Genomic DNA, 18,974 nt, shown 5'->3' with positions numbered 1-18,974 from the left:
GTATCGAGGGGGGCGGTGAAATATCGACGCGTCGCCGGCCCGGCTCAGGGCCAGAGGCCGCGGTGTTCGTGGGCCTCGGAGACGCGTTCGAGCGCGACCATGTAGGCGGCGTCGCGCCACGTCACGTCGTGTTCTTCGACGCGCTCGCGGACGGCGGTCCACGCGCGGAGCATCTCGGTCTCCAGTTCGTCGTGGACGCGTTCGAGCGACCACGAGCGGTGGTTGAGGTCCTGCAACCACTCGAAGTACGAGACGGTGACGCCGCCGGCGTTGGCGAGGATGTCGGGGACGACCGGAATCCCGCGCGCTTCGAAGATTTCGTCCGCGGCCGACGTGGTCGGGCCGTTCGCGCCCTCGACGACGAGGTCAGCCCGCACGTCGTCGGCGTTCTCGGCGGTCAGGACGTTGCCGACGGCGGCCGGGATGAGCACGTCCACGTCGAGTTCGAGCAGTTCCTCGTTCGAGAGCTTCCGCGGCGCGTCGTACTTCATGACCGCCTCGGGCTCTTCCTCGTGGGTCGGCACGTCGTGCGTGTCGAGGCCGTCGGGGTCGTAGATGGCCCCGTTCACGTCGGAGACGGCGACGACCGTCGCGCCCTCGTCGTCGAGGAGTCGCGCGGCGGGCGCGCCGACCGAGCCGAAGCCTTGGACCGCGACGGTGGTGTCTTCGATGTCCCAGCCGAGGTCGTCGATGGTCTTGCGGGCGATGATGGCGACCGAGCGGCCGGGCGCGGTGTCGCGACCCTCGCTCCCGCCGACGACCGGCGGCTTGCCCGTCACGACGCCCGCCTTCGTCTCGCCCTCCTGCATCGAGTAGGCGTCCATGAACCACGCCATCGTCTGAGCGTCGGTTCCCATGTCGGGCGCGGGGATGTCTTTCGTTGGACCGATGAAGGGGCGAAGCTCCTCCGCGAACCGGCGGGTGAGCCGCTCTTTCTCGTCGGTCGAGAGGTCCTTGGGGTCGACGACGACGCCGCCTTTGCCGCCGCCGAACGGGAGGTCCATCACGGCGCACTTCCACGTCATCCACATCGAGAGGCCGATGCACTCGGCTTCGGTCACGTCGGGATGGAACCGGAGGCCGCCCTTGTAGGGGCCGCGGACGCTGTCGTGTTGGGCGCGGTAGCCGGTGTAGACCGCGGTCGAGCCGTCGTCGCGTTCGAGGGGCACCGAGACGCGGTGGACCTGATTCGGGTGTCGGAGCCGCTCGATGACGCCGGGGTCGACGTCGAGGTGCGCCGCCGCGCGTTCGAGCTGTCGGCGGGCCGTCTCGAGGGCTGTCTCTTCGGTCGGTTCGTCGTCCGTCGCGGTGGATGGTGCTGCGGATGCCATGATTGTCGTGCCGGCCGAGCGCCGGCTGTGCCGGGGGACAGACGCGTCGTCCCGCGCCCGCAGTGACGGCCGAATCACCGACCGAACGGCCGACCGAATCAGCCGCCATCGGGCGCTTTCGCAATCCTCTATTGTGGATAATTATAATGGTTGTTATCCCGTTTCGCTCGGGGCAATAGTTGTCACACGAGACGGTCGACCGGCACGGTTTTATCACGGTCTATCACACGCACCAGTATGACCGGTCTGTACTACGAGGAGTTCGAGGTCGGCCGGACCATCGAACACGAGAAGCGCCGCACCGTCTCGGAGTCGGACAACCAGCGCTTCTGCGACATGACGATGAACCAGCAGCCGCTCCACCTCGACGCCGAGTTCGCGGCCGACTCGCAGTTCGGCGAGCGACTGGTCAACGGCCTCTACACCATGAGCCTCGCGGTCGGGCTCTCGATTCCCGACACGACCGACGGGACCATCGTGGCGAACCTCGGCTACGACGACGTGTCCCACCCGAACCCGGTGTTCCACGGCGACACGCTCCGGGCGCAGACGACCGTCCTCGACAAGCGCGAGACCTCCGACGGCGAGCGCGGCGTGGTGACGATGAAAGTGGAAGTGTTCAACCAGGACGACGACCTCGTCTGCGAGTTCGAGCGGACGGCGCTGTCGCTGAAACGCGAGTTCTCCGCCGACGCCGACGACGTGGACGACGCGGACGACTGAGTCGGCGGCCCGTCCCGCGTCCCGCGTCTCCACCTTCACCGCCGACCACACCGTTTTCTCCCCGGCGTCGCTAGGCCGGTCATGGATTTCGACGGCCTCTCCGCACTGACCGCGTCGGTCGCTGACCGGGCCGCCGCGGTCGCCGCCCGGGCCCCCGACCCGACGACCGTCGCCCGGGTCGGCCTCGGCGCGATGGTGTTCGCCGCGGGCGTCCACAAGCTTCTGGACCCGCTTTCGTGGTCGGCGTACGTCGTTCCGTGGCTCGCGCCGCATTTCGTCGTCTCGCCGGTGACGTTCATGCTCGCAAACGGCGTCCTCGAAGTCGGCTTCGGCGCGGCCATCGTCGCGGACCGCTACACCGCCCCCGCGAGCGCCGTCGCTGCCGTCTCGCTGTCGGCGACGTGTCTCTACCTCGCGGTCGTTTTCGTCGTCGAAGGCGGCCTGTTCGGTGACGTGCTCGCCCGCGACATCGGACTCGCGGGGCTCGCGTGGGCCGTGTTGGTCGAGTCGCTCCGGCGGCCTACCCGAACACCGTGACGAGGATGAGTTGGGTGTTCATCAGCCCCGCGACGCCCCACGGGACGGCCACGCCGATGGGAATCGCCCCGCGGTAGCGACTCGGGAGGACGCGCCACGCGACGACCGCGACCGCGAGCACGACGAGTTTCAGCGAGATGAGCGCGCCGACCGGCCCGAACACGGGGATGAGCGCGAGCACGACGGGATTGAGTTCGGCCAGCCCCCGGCCGAGGCCGTAGAGCGTCGTCAGCACGTCGAGGACGAACGCCAGCATCGTCACGGTCCAGAGGACGTGCTCGTCGCTCACCGCGTGTGCGAGTGCCGCGCGGGGCGTCTCGGGAAGGGGGACTTCGTGGCTCATGGCTGGCTATCGGCAGGCGACGGTTCCCGATGTCGCGGCGAGACGGGTCGGGACACGATGGGCGGAACGGGCGGGAGTCGGCCGACGATGAGGTCCGTACCACCCCCGCCGTCCTCAGTACGAACCGCTTAGGTCAGTTACCGTGAGATTACCCGCCGAAAAAACGGAGCATTAACTCCCGACTCGGCTCAGAGGACGGTTCCGTGTTTCTTGTCGGGGAGCGATTTGTCCACGTCGGCGTAGAACTCGAAGCGGGCCGCAAGCTCGTCGCGGAGGGCCGACGGCGGGACGATTTCGTCGATGACGACCTCGCTCGCCATCCGGTGGGCGTCGATGTCCTCGCGGTACTCCTCGCGGAGTTCGTCTTCCATCCGCGCCCGTTCTTCGGGGTCGTCGACCTCGGCGAGCTTGTTCGCGTACACCGCGTTGATGGCGGCCTCGGGGCCCATGATGCCGATTTCGCCCGAGGGGAGCGCGATGACGCTCTCGGGGTCGTAGGCGGGGCCGCCCATGGCGTAGATGCCCGCGCCGTAGGCCTTCCGCACGATGACGGTCTGTTTGGGCACCGTCGCCGACGACGTGGCGTAGATGAACTTCTTGCCCTTCTCCAAGATAGCGTCCTTTTCGACCTGCGAGCCGGCCATGAAGCCGGGCGTGTCGCAGAGGTAGAGAAGTGGAATCTCGTAGGCGTCGCAGGTCCAGATGAACTCCGCGGCCTTCTCGGCGGCGTCGGGGAAGATGGCCCCCGACCGCTCGGTCGGCTGGTTGGCGACGATGCCGACCGGCCGGCCGTCGATGCGGGCGAACGCGGTGACGATTTCCTTCCCGTAGTCGGGTTTCAGTTCGAACACCGATTCGGCGTCGACGACGCGCTCGATGAGGTCGTGGGCGTCGTAGGGGCGGTTCGGTGACTCGGGGATGAGTTCGTCGATGCCGTCGGGCGAGTACCGCGGCGGTTTCGACTCGGCGCGCGGCGGCTTCTCCCCGGCCTTGTCGGGCAGGTAGGTGACGAGTTGCGAGACGAGTTCTCGGGCGTGCGCCTCGTCGCGGGCGACGAGGTCGGCGCTCCCGGACTCCTCGGCGTGCATCCGCGCGCCGCCGAGGTCCTGCATGGAAATCTCCTCGCCGGTGACCATCTTCACCATGCGCGGCGAGGCGATGGCCATCGCGGACATCCCCTCGACCATGACCGTGAAGTCGGCGAAGACGGGCGTGTAGGCCGCGCCGGCGATACACGGCCCGTAGAGGACGCATATCTGCGGGACGTACCCCGAGAGCATCGAGTGGTTGTAGTAGTACTTCCCGATGCCCTCGCGGTTGGCGAAGAAGCCGGTCTGCTGGTCGATGCGGCCGCCCGAGGAGTCCATCAGGTAGAGCACCGGCTTGCCCGTCTTGAGGGCGCGCTGCTGCATCCGAAGGAACTTCTCGACGCCGCGGCGGGCCATCGACCCGGCTTTGACGGTGAAGTCGTTGGCCATGAAATGGAGGTCGCGGCCTTCGAACTCGGCGGCTCCCGTGAGGAGGCCGTCGCCCGGCAGGCGGGTGTTCGGGTCCGCGTCGTCGACCTCGGGGGAGTTCTCGTGCCACGAGTCGAAGTTGGCGAACTTGCCGTCTTCGAACGCCAGCCCGTCGGGGAACCACAGGTCGAGGCGGTCGCGGACGAACAGCTTTCCCGACTCCGGCAGGCGCTGTTTGTACTTCTCGGGGCCGCCGCCGAGGATGTCCGCGATTTCCTCGCGGAGTTGCTCCTCGCGCTCGGTGGGTCCCATGTCGTCGTCCAGCGGGAAGGTGTCCGCGGGCGGTTCGGCGTCCGCGACGGCCTCCTCGCCGTCGCCGACGAAGACGTTCACGTCCGTCCCGAGGTGTCGCGCCAGCGCGTTGGCGATGGCCTCGGCCTCGTCGCCGGTCGCGCCGTCACCGATTCTGACCTTCATACTCGGTGATGCACCACCGTATTCAAAATGGTTTTCCATGCACGATTTGCCGGTCGGCCGAACGGGACCGGCGGCAGTCCGGCCGTAGTCCGTTTGGAGGCCGGTCGCTATCGACCGCGGAGTTCGGAGAAAACGAGGTGCCCGGTCGGTTCGGTCGACGCGGTTGATGCCTCGGACCCGGGGGCCGACGGGTCGGGCGCGTTCAGTCCAGCGCGGCTTCGAGCTTCGCGATGAGGTCGGTGTTGCCGACGTACATCGGGGTCCGCGCGTGGAGTTCGTCCTTGTCCACGTCGAGGAGCGACTTCGTGCCGTCGGAGGTCGCGCCGCCGGCCGTCTCGATGACGTAGCCGATGGGGTAGCCCTCGAACTGGACGCGGAGTTTGCCCTCGGGGGCGGACTCCAGCGTGGGGTACGCGAAGATGCCGCCGTAGGTGAGAATCTGGTTCACGTCGCCGATCATCGAGCCGCCGTAGCGGAGCTTGCGCGAGGGGTCCTGTTCGACCTCGCGGGCGAACGCCTCGAAGTCGCCGGTCCAGTCGGGGACGCGGCCGCCGAAGCCGTACACCGACCCCTCGTCGGGGAGCGAAACGTCCTCGCGGACGAGTTCGTGGCTCGCGTCGTCGTGGATGACGTACTCGTCGACGGTGCCGTTGCGGGCGACAATCATCGTCATGACGGGGCCGTAGAGGACGTAGCCGGCGGCGACGAGGTCGCGCCCGTGGGCCGGCAGCGGGCCATCGTACACCGCGAAGATGGTCCCCATCGTGTTGTTCGGCTTCAGGTTCGACGAGCCGTCGAGCGGGTCGACAGCGACCGACAGCCGGCCGGTGCCCACGTCCACGGACTCGGGGCGCTCCTCGCTGGCGTACTCGCCGACGCCGTCGAGCGCGCCGATGCGCTCGCAGAGGAGGTCGTCGGCGAACACGTCGGCGGCCATCTGCGTCTCGCCGCTCGGGTTCTCGTCTTCGGCGGTGACGCGGCGACCGGGGAGGCCGGTCCGAATCTCGGGCGCGGTGCTCGCGATGACGTCGACCACGCCGTCGATGGTCCGCACGTCGCGGGCGGTGTCGGCGGTGTTGACGTCGGTCGTCGCCATCAGGCCCACCCCTCCGGGCGTCGGCGGGTCGTCGGCGAATCGTCGGCGGGTCGAGCGCTGACCCCGAGCGTCGTCGGGGCGGGAGATACCGTCTGCGGGGAGTCGACGGCCGTGTCGGAACCGGGCATCATCTGATTCAAAATGGTGTAACTACCTATATAAAAACTGCGTCTAGAGTGGTTTAGGAGATATTGCCGAATTCAGTCGTTATGGGGGTCGTAACAAAATATTACTGGAGAAATCATCCTGAATAGAAATTACTACTCAGATAGTAAAAATTCGGACGGCAGTCAGAACCGACGGTTACTCCATGGCGTCGCGCGCCTGACCCTTCCACGCGCTGACGACGGTCGGGTCGATTTGGAGGGCGTCCGCGACGTGTTCCGGGTCGGCGGTGGCGAGTCGCCTGACCGAGCGGACGCCCGCCTCGGCGAGCAGTTCGGCGTCGGCCTCGTCGATGTCGGCGAGCGTCGTCAGCGGTCTCGGCTTCGACCGCTCGCGCCACGCTTCTTCGGCCGCGAGCGCGTCTCCCGAACCGTCGGTCGACGCGTCGGTCGCCCCTCGCCCGGTCGGCGTCCAATCGCCCGACGCCGTGGGCTCCGAGGGGGCGTCCTCGTCGCCGTCCGATTCCGACCCCGACGGAGTCCAGTCTCCGTCTCGCGCCGGGCCGCTCGTCTCCGTCGCCTCGCCTCGGCCGTCCGGGGTCCAATCGCCGGTGTTGCTGTCGCTGTCGCTGTCGCTGTCGCCGTCGCTGTCGCCGGTGTCGGCATCGTCACTCGCGCCCCAGTCGCCCGAACTCGCGGCGACCCACGCGCGCTCGTCGTCGCCCAGTCCGCGGACCTGCGAGGAGCGGCGGTCGAGGTCGTCGCCGGAGTTGAACGACCACGAAAGCGAGTGCCAGCGCCGAATCTTCGCCGCGACGCCGGGGTTCGTCCCGGCGGCGACGAGGTCCCGGTAACACACCTCGCCGCCGACGATAGCGGCCGCGTCGATGTTCGCCTCGGCGAGACAGTCGGCGGTCGCCGGGCCGACGTATTTCAAGGCCTCTAACTCGGTCGGGACGCCGTCGCTCGCGCGGTCGCCCCGCGGTCTGAGCAGGTGGGTCAGCGCCTCAGCAGGGTCTTTCGGCCCCTCGTCCGGTCCGTTCCCCCGGTTTGCGCCCTCGGCGTCGCTCGGGCGCGCGTCCGAGACGGCTTCCCCTCCGTCCCCGCCCGCGTCGTCTTCGTCGTATCTGCCGGCGTCGTTCACCCCAGTCACCGTTGCATATCCCCATTCTTGCCCCCGACTTGAGTCTTCCCGTGACAGTCACGAGTCTGTCACTATTCCGAACGCATCGGCAAGTTTTACCNCCGTTGCATATCCCCATTCTTGCCCCCGACTTGAGTCTTCCCGTGACAGTCACGAGTCTGTCACTATTCCGAACGCATCGGCAAGTTTTACCACCCTCCCTCGCGCAGACCCGGATATGTACGATACCGAAGATATCGACACGGTGGGCGTCGTCGGCGCGGGAACGATGGGCAACGGCATCGCGCAGGTGGCCGCGATGGCCGGCTACGACGTGGTCATGCGCGACCTCGAACCCGAGTACGTCGAGCGTGGCCTGTCGGCCATCGACGACAGCCTCTCGCGGTTCGTCTCGAAGGAGAAACTGACCGCGGACGAGGCCGACGCCGCGAAGGGGCGCGTCGCGGGGACGACCGAGCTCGCGGACCTCGGGGACTGCGACCTCGTGGTCGAGGCCGCCGTCGAGAACATGGACGTGAAACGCGACATCTTTGCCGACCTCGACGACATCGTCCCCGAGGGCGTCGTGCTGGCGACGAACACCAGCACGCTCTCTATCACGACCATCGCGGCCGCGACCGAGCGCCCCGAACTCGTCGTCGGCCTCCACTTCATGAACCCCGTGCCGATTATGAAGGGCGTCGAGGTCGTCCGCGGCGAGAAGACCGCCGACGACGTCGTCGCGTTCGCCCACGACTTTTCGGAGGCCCTCGGCAAGGAGACGTGGGAGTCCGACGACAAGCCCGGCTTCGTCACCAACCGCATCCTCATGCCGTGGCTCAACGAGGGCATCCGCGCCTACGACGAGGGCGTCGCCTCGAAGGAGGATATCGACCGCGGCATGACCCTCGGCACGAACGTCCCGATGGGGCCGCTCACCCTCGCGGACCACATCGGCCTCGACATCTGTCTGGACGCCTCCGAGACGCTGTTCGAGGAGCTCGGTGACCGCTACAAGCCGGCGTACCTGCTCAAGCGCAAGGTCGCGGCGGGCGACCTCGGCAAGAAGACGGGCAAGGGCTTCTACGAGTACGACTAAGGAGACGAGCGTCGGTTCCCGGCGGCGCGAGCATTCGTTCACTCCCGGCCGCGGGGCGGCGAAACTGTTGCCCCGCGAAGGTGAAGGCTATCAATCCTGAAACCCCGCGCGAACGCTTTTTATGCCGTCCCGCGTGAAACTCTCTCAATGATTACGGTCGAGAACCTGCGGAAGACCTACGGCGACTTCCCCGCCGTCGTGGGAAGCGACTTCTCGGTCGAGTCGGGCGAGGTGTTCGGCATCGTCGGCCCCAACGGCGCGGGGAAGACGACGACGCTGAAGATGCTCGCCGGACTCGTCGAACCGACCGGCGGGTCGGCGTCGGTGCTCGGATACGACCCCGAGGAGCCGGCGATGCGGCGCAACCTCGGCTTTCTCCCCGAGGAGTCGCCGCTGTACGAGGACATGACCGCGCGGTCGTACCTCCGATTCTTCGCCGACCTCTACGACGTGCCCCGCGACGTGGCCGACGAGCGCACCGGCGCGGTGCTCGACCGCCTCGACCTCGAGTACCGCGACCGCCGACTCGGGGACATGTCGAAGGGGATGAAGCGCAAGGTCGCCATCGCCCGGTCGCTCGTCAACGACCCCGACCTGCTCATCTACGACGAACCGGCCAGCGGCCTCGACCCGCTGACGACGAACGTCGTCTTGGAGTTCGTCCGCGAACTCCGCGACGAGGACAAGACGGTCGTCTTCAGCGCGCACAACCTCTTTCACGTCGAGTCCATCTGCGACCGCGTCGTCATCATGAACCGCGGGGAAATCATCGCCCGCGGGACGGTCCCCGAGATTCGCGCGGAACACGGCGAGACGACCTACCGCGTCTTCACGACCGTCCCGCTCGCGGAGACGCTCCCCGCGGACGACGAGGTCGGTGGCGAGGAGCGCCACGTCGCCGTCGTCGACGAGATGTCGGCCGTCGAGTCGCTCCGCGAGCGCGCCGAGGCCGCCGGCGGCCGCGTCGCCGACATCCGAACCGACGAGGCGTCGCTGGAGGACATCTTCCTCCGCCTCGCCCGCGAGGCACCGACGACGAGCGAAGCCGAGGGCGGCCGCGGGCAGGCCGCTGACGGCGAGCGCGAGTACGACGACGAGCGCGAACAGCGCGTCGCCGGAGGACGCGGGCAGTCGTGACCGACCTCCGAACCCGACTCGTCGCGCACGCCCGGACCGTGCTCCGCATCGCCCGCTGGGAGGTGTCGCGCTCGGCGGGGACGCTCGACCGCCGGACCGCCGCAATCGGTCTCGTCGCCGTCCTCGTCGCCGGCGGCATCGCGGCCGGCGCGGCCGGCGGCGGAGTCGCGCTCGACCGCGACCTCTACCGCGTCGGCATCGCCGGCGACAGCCCCTACTACGACGCGGTCGATCGGTCGTCGGCGCTCGACCCGCGGCCCGTCTCGGACCCGAACGTCGAGCTCGTCGTCAGCGAGACGCACATCTCCGTCGCGGACACACAGACCGGCCGGGCCGCCTACGCCGCGTTCCGCGACGCGGTCCAGTCGTACAACGAGCGACAGATGGCCCGCGAGGAGAACCAGTCCGCGGCGTTCCCGGTCGTCGTGGACCTCCAGTACCGCGAGCGCGACGCGCTCGTCCCGGCCGGAAGCCGCGTCAACGGCGGTGCGGGCGGGGGTGGTGGCGGAGCCGGAACCGGTGACAGCGGCGGAGCCGACGCTGGAACCGGAGCCGGGAGCGGCGCGTCCGGTGCCGGTGACGGCGCGGGCGGGACAGCCGGCGGCGGCCCGAGCGCGTCCGACGCCGCGGCGGCCGACGACGGCAGCGTCGACGCCCCGTCGCTCGGCGGGATGGCGGGCCTCTTCGGCGGCGACACCAGCGGGTCGCCGGCGAGCATCAGTCCGCCGTTCCCGTTCGCCTCGCTCGTCCTCGCCTTCGCCTTCCTCGTGCCGATGAACTTCGTGATTCAGGCGTACGGGTCGAGCATCCTCAACGAGCGCATCAACCGCCGCGGCGAACTGCTCCTCGTCGCGCCCATCTCGCCGGGCGACATCGTCGCCGGCAAGACGCTGCCGTATCTGCTCGGCACGGTCGGCATCACCGTCGCCATCGCGGCGGCGGTCGGCGGCGGCGTCGTCTCGGTGGCCGCGGTCGTCCCCGTCGGCCTCCTGTTCCTCGCGTCGACGTTCGTCGGCGCGATGTTCGCCCGCTCGTTCAAGGAACTCACGTTCGTCACGGTGACGGTGTCGGTGTTCCTGACGACGTACACGTTCGTCCCGGCCATCTTCACGAACGTCACGCCAATCGCGCTCATCTCGCCGCTGACGCTCGTCGTGCGCGACCTCGCGGGCGAGTCGATTCCGCTCGGCGAGTTCCTGTTTTCCGTCGGGCCGATTCTCCTCGCCGCGGGCGTGTTGTTCCTCCTCGGCGTCGGCGTCTACCGCGAGGAGGACATGTTCACCCAGCGACCGGTCCCGCTGAAGTTCCTCGACGCGCTCGACAGCCGCATCTCCCGGGCGCGCTCGGTTGCGACCCTGTCGGCGCTATCGATTCCGTTCGTCTTCATCGCGGAACTGCTGGCCATCGCCGTGCTATTCGTCCTCCCGGTGGACCTGACCGTCCCGATGGTGCTCGTCGCGGTCGCGGTCATCGAGGAGTTGGCAAAGAGCCTCCACGTCCTCGCCGCCTTCGAGAAGGCGCGCTTTTCGCGGACGCTCCGGTCGTCGCTCGTCCTCGGCGGGCTCTCCGGCCTCGGCTTCTTCGTCGGCGAGAAGTTCACCGCCATCGCCCAACTCGCCGGGTTGCAGTCGCTCACGCTCGGCCAGACCGCCTTCGCGCCCTCCGGCGTCGGCATCGCCGGCGGCACCGGCGCGAGCGCCCTCGTCGTCCTCGGGCTGTTCCTCGCGCCGCTCGTGCTCCACGCGGTGACCGCCAGCGTGACCGCCTTCGGGGCGAGTCGGGGGCGCTCTGCCTACGGCGTCGCGCTCGCGGGTGCAATCGCCATTCACCTCGGCTACAACCTTCAGGTGGTGAGCGCCCTTGGGTAGCCCGCGACTCGCCATCGCCCGGCGCGAACTCGGCAGTCTCCGCAAGGAAAAGACCATCGTGCTGGCGCTGGCCATCCAGCTGTTCGTCGCGGCGTTCTCGTCGTTCCTCGTCGTCGGCCTCGTCTCGCTGTACGACCCCGGCGCGGCGAGCTATCAGGTGGACGTGGCCGTCGCGGGCGACGAGGAGGCCGTCGAGGACCTGCTGCGCGCCGTCGGGTCCGAAGACGGGCTCAGCGGGCGACCGTACGCCTCCACGTCGGCAGCGATGACGGCGTTCCACGAGCGGGAGGTCGATGCCGTCTTAGAGGCATCGACGGGAGAGGACGGCAGAATACGGGTCGCGGCGGTCGCGCCCGACACGGGCGTGGAGACGACGGCGGTCGTCACCCGCCTCCGCGACGCGCTCCGCGAACTGGAGCGCAACGAGCGCGCGGAACGGCGCGCCTTCCTCGAAACGGACCCGCTTTCCCTCCCGCCGGCGGCGGAGTCGAGCCCGTACTTCGGCTTCACCTATACGGTGCTCGTCCCGCTGTTGTTGTTCCTGCCCGTGTTCATCTCGGGGTCGCTCGTGGTCGATTCGCTCACGGAGGAGGTCGCCCGCGGGACGCTCGAACTCCTGCGGGTCGCGCCCGTGAGCTTCGCGGCCGTCGTGGACGGGAAGCTCCTCGCGGCCGGCGGACTGGCTCCGGTGCAGGCCGTCGCGTGGATGCTGCTCCTCCACCTGAACGGGACGGCCATCGAGAGCGTGCCCTGGCTGTTCGGCATGGTCGCCGGGCTCTCGGCCGTCGTCGTCACCCTCGGCGCGGCGGTGGCGATTACCTCGCCCGACCGCCGGGTCGCACAGCTCCTGTACTCCATCGGCGTGCTCCTCGTCTTCGCGGGCACGTCGCTGCTGCCGCTGAACCCCGCGAACACGGCCGCGCGACTGGCGCTCGGGACCGCGGGCGTCGGCGCGAGAGCCGCCGTCGCGGGGCTCGTCTTCGTCGGCGTCGTCGCGCTCGTCGGCCTCCGGATCGTCGTCGACCGAGTGGACCCGAACGAACTCGGCTGAGACCCGGTGTCCCCGCCCCGCCCCGCTCTCGGTGTTCGTGGCCGGCTTTCTCGCGACGCCGCACCGGAAGTCGTACAAGCCCCGAGTCCGAGAGGCGACACATGGCACTCGGAGGCACCGCGAAGAAGCTCCAGAAGGTCGCAGAGATGGCCGAAGACGTGTACAAGAAGCTCAACGAACTGCGCGAGCAGGTCGTCGAGGTCCGCGAGACGGTCAACGAGACGAAGTCGCGCGTCGACCGGCTCGAAGCCGAGAACGCCGAACAGCGGGCGATTCTCGAAGCCATCGCGGAGGAACAGGGCGTCGACCTCGACGCCGCCATCGCGCAGGCGCACATCTCCGAGGCCGAGGACGACGCGGCCGCCGACGAGACCGCCGACGCCGATGCCGACGCGTCGAGTGACGCCACCACCGACGACGCGTAAGCACGCCGACTCTCCGACTCTCCCCGTTTTCTGTCGGTTTCGCACCCAGCCCTAGCCTCGTCTCGGAGTCCCCGAGAGGCGACTGTGACCGACCGATACGACCCGACCCATCCACGCACCGACCTCCGACGAGGGGGACAACGGGATGAAAACGTTCAGGGTCGGGGGCAACTTTTGCCCGCGTATGACTACGCACCGCGAACCCTTCGACTCGGTGCTCGACACCGTCGGCGAGACGCCGCTCGTCAGGGTCCACGCGTCGCCCGACGACGTGCCCGTCTACGCGAAGCTCGAATCGTTCAACCCGGGCGCGAGCGTCAAAGACCGCATCGGGAAGTACATGCTCGAACGGATGCTCGAATCGGGCGAACTCCCCGAGGGCGGCACCATCGTCGAGCCGACCGCCGGCAACACCGGTATCGGCTTCGCCGTCGCGGCCGGACAGCTCGGCATCCGCGCGGTGTTCGTCGTCCCCGAGCGGTTCAGCGTGGAAAAACAGACGCTCATGCGCGCGCTCGGAGCCGACGTGGTGAACACGCCCACCGAAGACGGGATGGGCGGCGCCATCGACCGCGCTCACAAGCTCGCCGACGAACTCGACGACGCCGTCGTCCCCCAGCAGTTCTCCAACCCGCTCAACCCCGAGGCGCACTACGAGACGACCGCGCCCGAGATGTACGATGCGCTCGACGGCGAGGTCGGCGCGCTCGTCGCCGGCTGCGGCACCGCGGGCACGCTGATGGGAATCGCGCGCTACGGCCGCGAGCGCAACGAAGACACGTTCGTCACCGCCGTCGAACCCGAGGGGTCGCTCTACGCTCGGCTCCACGGCCGCGACGTGGCGGAGGCGTCGTACAAGACCGAGGGCATCGGCACGCACGACCCCGCGACGAACGAGCTGTTCGACCCCGAGCAGGTGGACGAAATCGTCCAAATCGCCGACCGCGACACCCACGACGAGATGCGGCGCCTCGCCGCCGAGGAGGGCCACCTCGTCGCGTCGAGCGCCGCCGCCAACTCGCTGGCCGCCGTCGACGTGGCCGAGCGCGCCGCCGCCGGCGACCTCGACCTCCCGCACGACGCCGTCGTCACGGTCTTCCCCGACTCCTCGGAGCGATATCTCTCGAAGGGCGTCTACGGCGACTTCGAGTCGTGGGAAGGGTAGAGTAGAACAGGCCGGCCGGAAGCTGACCCCGGTCGAATCGCCGGTTCAGCGGGCGCTCAGGCGAGCCGCGAGTGCTCGACCTTGAAGCACTTGTCCTGAACGAACGAGAGTCCGGCTTCCTCGGCGCGGGCGGCCGCGTCGTCGTCGCGGATGCCGAGTTGGAGCCAGACCGCCGCCACGTCGCCGCGGTCGGCGGCGCGCTCGATTGCGGCGTCGACGATGTCGCCCGCCTCCTCGGACGGTCGGAACACGTCCACGAGGTCGACGTCTTCGTCCACGTCGGCCAGCGAGTCGTACGCCGTCTCACCGAGGATTTCGTCGTGGAAGGGGTTGACCGGGACGACGCGGTAGCCGTGGCGCTGCATGTACGCCGGGATGTCGTGGGCGGGCTTGCCGGCCGTGGCCGAACAGCCGACGACCGCGATGGTCTCGGCGTCGAACAGCGCGCGGATGTCGTCGTCGCTGGTGATGGGCATACCTACGACGTGGCCGTCTGCGGATAAAAACGTCAGGCGGCTGTGCGGCGCGGCCGCCGTCCCAGTCCGGCGCGCGCCGAACCGGCTAGTGGTCCGCGATGCGGATGTCCGGCGGCGCGTCCTCGTGGGTCGTGATGATGCCGTCGAACAGCTGTTTGATGGTGTTCATCGTCCGGTCGTCGTGGGCGTCGGCGTCGATGGTGAACACGCCGAGGCCGCCGACGCTCTGGATGCGGCCGGTGAACACGTGCAGAAACCGAAAGACGGTCTGGAGGTCGGCGTACATCAGCAGCGTCGAAAGCGAGTGGAGCATGATGCGGTTCTCCGGCAGCCCGCGGTCCTGGTAGTACTCCTGGAGGATTTCCGAGAGCTTGATTCCGATTCCGGTCATGTCGACCGGCGACGACGTGTACCGGATTCGGTCGTCGTCGCGGACCTCGCCGACGCCCTGCTGTTTCGTGACGCAGTCGACGACCGCGACGGGCTTGCCCTCGTAGTCGAGTCGCTTGCCGAAGTCGTTGAGGATGCGGTCCGCGCCGTCTTTGGTCGTGACGATGACCGCCCCCTCACCGCTCCGGGCCCCCTCCGCGAGGATGTCGAGCGCCAGCGAACGCTTGCCGGTCAACGCCGGTCCGACGAGGAGGAGGTTCGTGCCCGGTTCGACCTCGACGTCGAGATCAGCGCCCAGATTATACATACAGGTACCTCGGCTCGATGTCGTCGACTCCGAGGAACGCGCTCGCGTGACGCTTCCGCTCGCCGGGGGTCATCGGATAGTACGATGATACAGTGAGCCGGTAATATTCTTTTTGATTGGAGGATCGAACAGTTCCGGCTCGTCGGGGCGTTCTCCGGGAACTTGCCGATTGTCCGTCCATAATCACTTATAACAGACTTCCCGCTGGCGCCGTCGCCCGTCCGAGGATGAACGCGAACGCCGCCAAGAACATCCCGTGTTTGAGTCGGCGCTGGGCCGCGGCCGGATTACCGAACGACTGCGCGGTGGCGGCGAGCATGAGCGCGTCGGCGGGGACGACCACGCCGAGATACGCCAGTCCGAACTCCCCCCGGACGAACGGCACCGCGCTCGCGCCGACGGCGACCACGAGGACGACCGCGCCGAGCCACAGCGACGCCGCCTCGCCGACGACGATGGGGAGCGTTCGAAGTCCCTCTTCTCTGTCGCCGCCGATGTCCTCGACGTCTTTGACGATTTCGCGGGTCAGCGTCGCCAGCGCGGCGAGCACGCAGAGGACGACCGCGCCCAACGGCTCACCGATGGCCGCGCCGCCGAAGAGGAACGTCGAGCCGGTGAGCGCGGCGACGACGACGTTGCCGACGCCGGGGAGACCCTTGAAGAACTCCGTGTACGCGAGGAGCGCGACGAGGTTGACCACGGCGATGGCGATGGCGACGACCGGGAGGACGAGCGCCGAGACGACCGCGCCGCCGAACAGCGCGACGCTGAACCACTTGGCCTCGGGCGCGGTCACCGCGCCGCGGGGAATCGGCCGGTCCGGGCGATTGATGCGGTCGATATCGCGGTCGAAGTAGTCGTTGATGGCGTTGCCCGCACCCGTTGCGAACACGGTGGCGAGCATCGCCGCGACGACGATGAGCGCGTCGCTCGGTGACGCCCCGGCGACGAACGCCCCGGTGAACGTGAGAACGCCCGCGGCGACCGCGTTTCCCGGTCGGGTGAGTTCCGCGAACCCGCGTGCCCGCGCTCCGAGAGACATACCACGTACTGTTCGGAGACCGCGTATAAATCGCGCGGAGTCGCCGCCCCGAATCAATCCATTTAAAGCAATCCACGACAGACGAAGTCATGTAGGGCGCTTAGCTCAGTCTGGACAGAGTGCTTGGCTTCGGACCAAGTTGCCACGGGTTCAAATCCTGTAGCGCCCATCACGAAATCTAACGTTTTGGAACCAACAGACCGCGTAGGGGTGTATATATTGAACCCCTCCTTCTCGCGGAAGGGTTCGTTATACTTCGTAACGGTAGTCACCGCCGTCGTGCGATTCGCTGGTGCCAACATCACAGACAATCGACATAAGCCTGTAGGTTGAGTTCAGGTGCGCGGTGACTCGCACGAAATGGACGAGTCAACAAGCGATGCGGCCACCGCGCGCGCCGCGTTTTCTCCGGTGACTGGTGCTTCCTTCTGCAACCCTAATTGCACTCACCTAGATGACCGGGCGATTTTTATGATTTAAATACGACTCCGGTGACATGAGCCGGTCCGTAAAAGATTACCTCACCGGGATTAACGACTACATCTTCCTCCCCGGACTTCAACGGGAATTCGTCTGGTCGCCCACGCAAATTGCCAGCCTGTTCGACTCTCTCATCCGCGATTATCCCGTTGGAATCCTCACCGAATGGAACGTGCGAGCCAGTAACGTCGAGAACTTCAATGCGTATCGATTTCTGGGGCAATACATCGCGAGCAAAGGCCACCCGCCATATGAAGTGAGCGACGCTGGATTCACTCGACACAACGACCCGATGCCCGAAGGGACCTCGCCGGAAGTACTGGTCATCGACGGCCAACAACGACTGAACTCACTGTACATCGGCGTCTGCGGGGCCATCGCGAAATATCGGGGAGGTAGTGGGTATCCCCGAGATGAGCTAGAAAACTGGGAACAGAAGCAACTCTGCATCGACTTGTTCGGTCACCCAGACTTCAACGACGCCGACGTGCGCGGCGACTACGAGTTCCAGTTCAGGCGCGTTGATGGGTTCGGGAAAGACGCGGAAACCCGGTACGAGCAAATCAACGGGACTCACCACCTCTGGATGCCCGTCGGTGCTCTCTGGGACGACGGCCTCGTAAATCAAGGTGAAGCGCGAGACATCGTAAGCGAGCATACCGGTGATGCCGCGATGCCGGTGGATGAATCCACTCGACTTACACTTCGTGAAATCGCATCTACCGTCGTCCGTGACCTTCGTAGTGAGGTTCTCACAGCAGACCTTAAGAACGATTCTGTGGACCACGCGCAGACGGACATCCCCGAGATATTCCAGCGGCTCAATATGGAAGGCTCGGACCCGAAGCCTTACCAGATATTCATGTCGCGGCTGATGAGCTACTGGCCGTACGCCGAAGATGAAGACCTTCGCATCAATCCACGCGAACAGGTCGAGCAGTGGATAAACGAGTTCTGCCGTCAGTTCCCCGAGTACGAACAGCAGATGAGCCGAGACTTGTTCATGCGGTACTCATCGTATCTCATCAAACGCGACCTCGCGGGCGACGACCTCCGTCGCTTCTCAGAGGGGGATATGGACGTTCTGCGAGAGAAGTGGCTTGACGGAAGTCCAGCCCCGACCTATGGTCGATTCGAGTGGTTCCGGTCGCGTCTCGAAGACGCCTTCGAAACTATCATCGATGCTGGGATTCGCCCGAAAGTGATGAGCAACATGCCCATCATCGCCGTTCTCGGTGTGTTCTACTACTACAATCCTGATGCAGAGGTGAATAACGAGAATCGAAATGCCTTCTTCCGGTTCATCGCCCAGTGTCTACTTCTCCACCAGTCATATTCGGTGTTCACCATCGGGAACGCGCGTAGTTGGATGCGGTATCTCCACGACCGGCAGGACGAGTACGAGGTCTTCCCGGGAGACGAACTGCTCGCTCATGAGAACCTCAATCCTTCTCGCGAAGATATCAGTCTCGTCGTCGAGAACGCTCACTACACGGGAGAACCGGGCCAACCCGTGTTCACCAACAAGAACGTCGCGGCTATCCTCGGTTTGCTTGATGGGGCCTATACAACCCATTCAACGCGGGACATCGGTGACTACGACGTAGACCACATCTTCCCCCGTGACAAAGCCGAGGAAATCGAAGAAGCAGTCGGTCACGAGGTTGATCTTGACCGGCTTGGGAACCTCCAGCTACTTTACCATCCACTCAACCGCGAGGACAAGCGAGAGATGTGGCCCGAGGAATGGTTCGATACTATCGGGGATGCAGAGGTAGATGAACTCAAGCGGGTGAACCAGTACCCGGATGTCTCCCTCGACCCGAGTAACGCGGAGGAATTCATCGAAGCGCGTGAGGAACAGTTGATTGACCATCTCGATGAGAACTACGTGAAGTAACCCCCCTCGAAGCCTCCAGCACGGGCGGTTCACGGGGGAGGTCTTATAGAAGGGGTCGCCAGTTGTTTTGAAGCGGGGAAATCATGGTTTCTACACGTTCTCGTTCTCACACCAAGACTACACGGCGTTTTCGGGGTGGGAGTGCTCATATGGGCTTGTAGGAGGAGTCTTCGATATGACATCAGATGTAGCCCGTCACGTCGATACCAAGGGACTCCGGTTCCTCCGTGCGGTCGAGTACTACGGTGGAGAAGCGTCGATGACCGACATCAGACAGCGAACTGGACTCTCGCGTGACGCGGCGAACTACCGTTTCCGGCGGCTCGAAGAACTTGGTCTCATCTCCGTAACATACGCTGACCAAGGATTCGGTGAACGGAGTCCGCCAAAGGTCGCCCACCTTACCGGAACTGCGAGGCGAGCAATCGAGCGAGGATTGTTCA

The 18,974-nt window shown here is 66.6% G+C and carries 17 protein-coding genes, 1 tRNA gene and 1 pseudogene; 11 read left to right on the top strand and 8 right to left on the bottom strand.

All coding sequences use genetic code 11. The features are described from left to right. Positions 1-44 precede the first annotated feature (44 nt). Positions 45-1,331: a glutamate dehydrogenase GdhB gene (gene gdhB, locus C458_RS06430; RefSeq protein WP_008574211.1), complete on the bottom strand. Its 1,287-nt coding sequence runs from the start codon at positions 1,329-1,331 to the stop codon at positions 45-47. Positions 1,332-1,481: 150 nt separating this feature from the next. Here gdhB and C458_RS06425 point away from each other — a divergent pair, with 150 nt between their 5' ends. Both C458_RS06425 and C458_RS06420 read left to right on the top strand, forming a co-directional pair. Further along, the gene (locus tag C458_RS06425) at positions 1,482-2,054 is read left to right on the top strand and encodes a MaoC family dehydratase (protein WP_333782710.1); all 573 of its coding nucleotides are present in this window, start codon (positions 1,482-1,484) and stop codon (positions 2,052-2,054) included. A gap of 81 nt (positions 2,055-2,135) precedes the next feature. After that, complete coding sequence (locus C458_RS06420; protein WP_008574209.1) at positions 2,136-2,591, top strand: DoxX family membrane protein; 456 nt, start codon at positions 2,136-2,138, stop codon at positions 2,589-2,591. Here C458_RS06420 and C458_RS06415 read toward each other — a convergent pair. The 4 genes from C458_RS06415 to C458_RS06400 all read right to left on the bottom strand — a co-directional run bounded on the left by C458_RS06415 (position 2,575) and on the right by C458_RS06400 (position 7,212). Continuing rightward, a complete protein-coding gene (locus tag C458_RS06415; RefSeq protein WP_008574208.1) occupies positions 2,575-2,934 on the bottom strand; it encodes a DUF5658 family protein in 360 nt (119 codons plus the stop codon). The genes C458_RS06420 and C458_RS06415 overlap by 17 nt on opposite strands. A 188-nt stretch (positions 2,935-3,122) precedes the next feature. Further along, positions 3,123-4,868: an acyl-CoA carboxylase subunit beta gene (locus C458_RS06410; protein WP_008574207.1), complete on the bottom strand. Its 1,746-nt coding sequence runs from the start codon at positions 4,866-4,868 to the stop codon at positions 3,123-3,125. Positions 4,869-5,070: 202 nt separating this feature from the next. Further along, positions 5,071-5,964: a class 1 fructose-bisphosphatase gene (locus C458_RS06405; protein ID WP_008574206.1), complete on the bottom strand. Its 894-nt coding sequence runs from the start codon at positions 5,962-5,964 to the stop codon at positions 5,071-5,073. A gap of 303 nt (positions 5,965-6,267) precedes the next feature. Continuing rightward, on the bottom strand, positions 6,268-7,212 hold the full coding sequence (locus C458_RS06400) for a helix-hairpin-helix domain-containing protein (RefSeq protein WP_008574205.1): 945 nt from the start codon (positions 7,210-7,212) through the stop codon (positions 6,268-6,270). 217 nt (positions 7,213-7,429) lie between these two features. Between C458_RS06400 and C458_RS06395 the strand changes: the two genes are divergently transcribed. The 6 genes from C458_RS06395 (at position 7,430) to C458_RS06370 (ending at position 13,936) form a co-directional block, all read left to right on the top strand. Next, complete coding sequence (locus C458_RS06395) at positions 7,430-8,290, top strand: 3-hydroxyacyl-CoA dehydrogenase family protein (protein WP_008574204.1); 861 nt, start codon at positions 7,430-7,432, stop codon at positions 8,288-8,290. Between the two features lie 147 nt (positions 8,291-8,437). Then, positions 8,438-9,427 carry an ABC transporter ATP-binding protein gene (locus tag C458_RS06390; RefSeq protein WP_008574202.1) on the top strand — a complete coding sequence of 330 codons (990 nt, stop codon included), beginning with the start codon at positions 8,438-8,440 and terminating at the stop codon, positions 9,425-9,427. Next, positions 9,424-11,295 carry an ABC transporter permease gene (locus C458_RS06385; RefSeq protein WP_008574201.1) on the top strand — a complete coding sequence of 624 codons (1,872 nt, stop codon included), beginning with the start codon at positions 9,424-9,426 and terminating at the stop codon, positions 11,293-11,295. The genes C458_RS06390 and C458_RS06385 overlap by 4 nt, the downstream gene beginning before the upstream one ends. After that, on the top strand, positions 11,288-12,346 hold the full coding sequence (locus C458_RS06380) for an ABC transporter permease (protein WP_008574199.1): 1,059 nt from the start codon (positions 11,288-11,290) through the stop codon (positions 12,344-12,346). The genes C458_RS06385 and C458_RS06380 overlap by 8 nt, the downstream gene beginning before the upstream one ends. Positions 12,347-12,447: 101 nt before the next feature. Next, a complete protein-coding gene (locus C458_RS06375) occupies positions 12,448-12,771 on the top strand; it encodes a DUF5798 family protein (protein WP_008574197.1) in 324 nt (107 codons plus the stop codon). 184 nt (positions 12,772-12,955) lie between these two features. Then, the gene (locus C458_RS06370; RefSeq protein ID WP_008574195.1) at positions 12,956-13,936 is read left to right on the top strand and encodes a PLP-dependent cysteine synthase family protein; all 981 of its coding nucleotides are present in this window, start codon (positions 12,956-12,958) and stop codon (positions 13,934-13,936) included. A 56-nt stretch (positions 13,937-13,992) separates the two neighbouring features. Here C458_RS06370 and C458_RS06365 read toward each other — a convergent pair whose 3' ends face one another. From C458_RS06365 to C458_RS06355, 3 genes are all read right to left on the bottom strand, one after another. Continuing rightward, entirely contained in the window at positions 13,993-14,412 is a 420-nt protein-coding gene (locus C458_RS06365; RefSeq protein WP_008574193.1) for a CoA-binding protein, read from the bottom strand. A gap of 85 nt (positions 14,413-14,497) precedes the next feature. Next, entirely contained in the window at positions 14,498-15,109 is a 612-nt protein-coding gene (locus C458_RS06360) for a hypothetical protein (protein ID WP_008574192.1), read from the bottom strand. A gap of 187 nt (positions 15,110-15,296) precedes the next feature. Then, positions 15,297-16,151 carry a geranylgeranylglycerol-phosphate geranylgeranyltransferase gene (locus tag C458_RS06355; RefSeq protein WP_008574190.1) on the bottom strand — a complete coding sequence of 285 codons (855 nt, stop codon included), beginning with the start codon at positions 16,149-16,151 and terminating at the stop codon, positions 15,297-15,299. Positions 16,152-16,245: 94 nt separating this feature from the next. On the opposite strand from C458_RS06355, the gene C458_RS06350 reads away from it, so the two are divergent. The 3 genes and pseudogenes from C458_RS06350 to C458_RS18925 all read left to right on the top strand — a co-directional run. Then, a tRNA-Arg gene (locus C458_RS06350) sits at positions 16,246-16,320 on the top strand. Positions 16,321-16,647: 327 nt separating this feature from the next. Further along, positions 16,648-18,531, top strand: a complete 1,884-nt coding sequence (locus C458_RS06345) for a DUF262 domain-containing protein (protein ID WP_008574189.1) — start codon at positions 16,648-16,650, stop codon at positions 18,529-18,531. A gap of 175 nt (positions 18,532-18,706) precedes the next feature. Continuing rightward, positions 18,707-18,832, top strand: a pseudogene (locus C458_RS18925) (hypothetical protein); the annotation flags it as partial. Positions 18,833-18,974 lie beyond the last annotated feature (142 nt).

The sequence above is a fragment of the Haloferax sp. ATCC BAA-644 genome, assembly GCF_000336975.1.
GTDB classification, from domain to species: domain Archaea; phylum Halobacteriota; class Halobacteria; order Halobacteriales; family Haloferacaceae; genus Haloferax; species Haloferax volcanii.
Note: the sequence above shows the minus strand (reverse complement) of the source record. Positions and strands in the feature narration are given on the sequence as shown.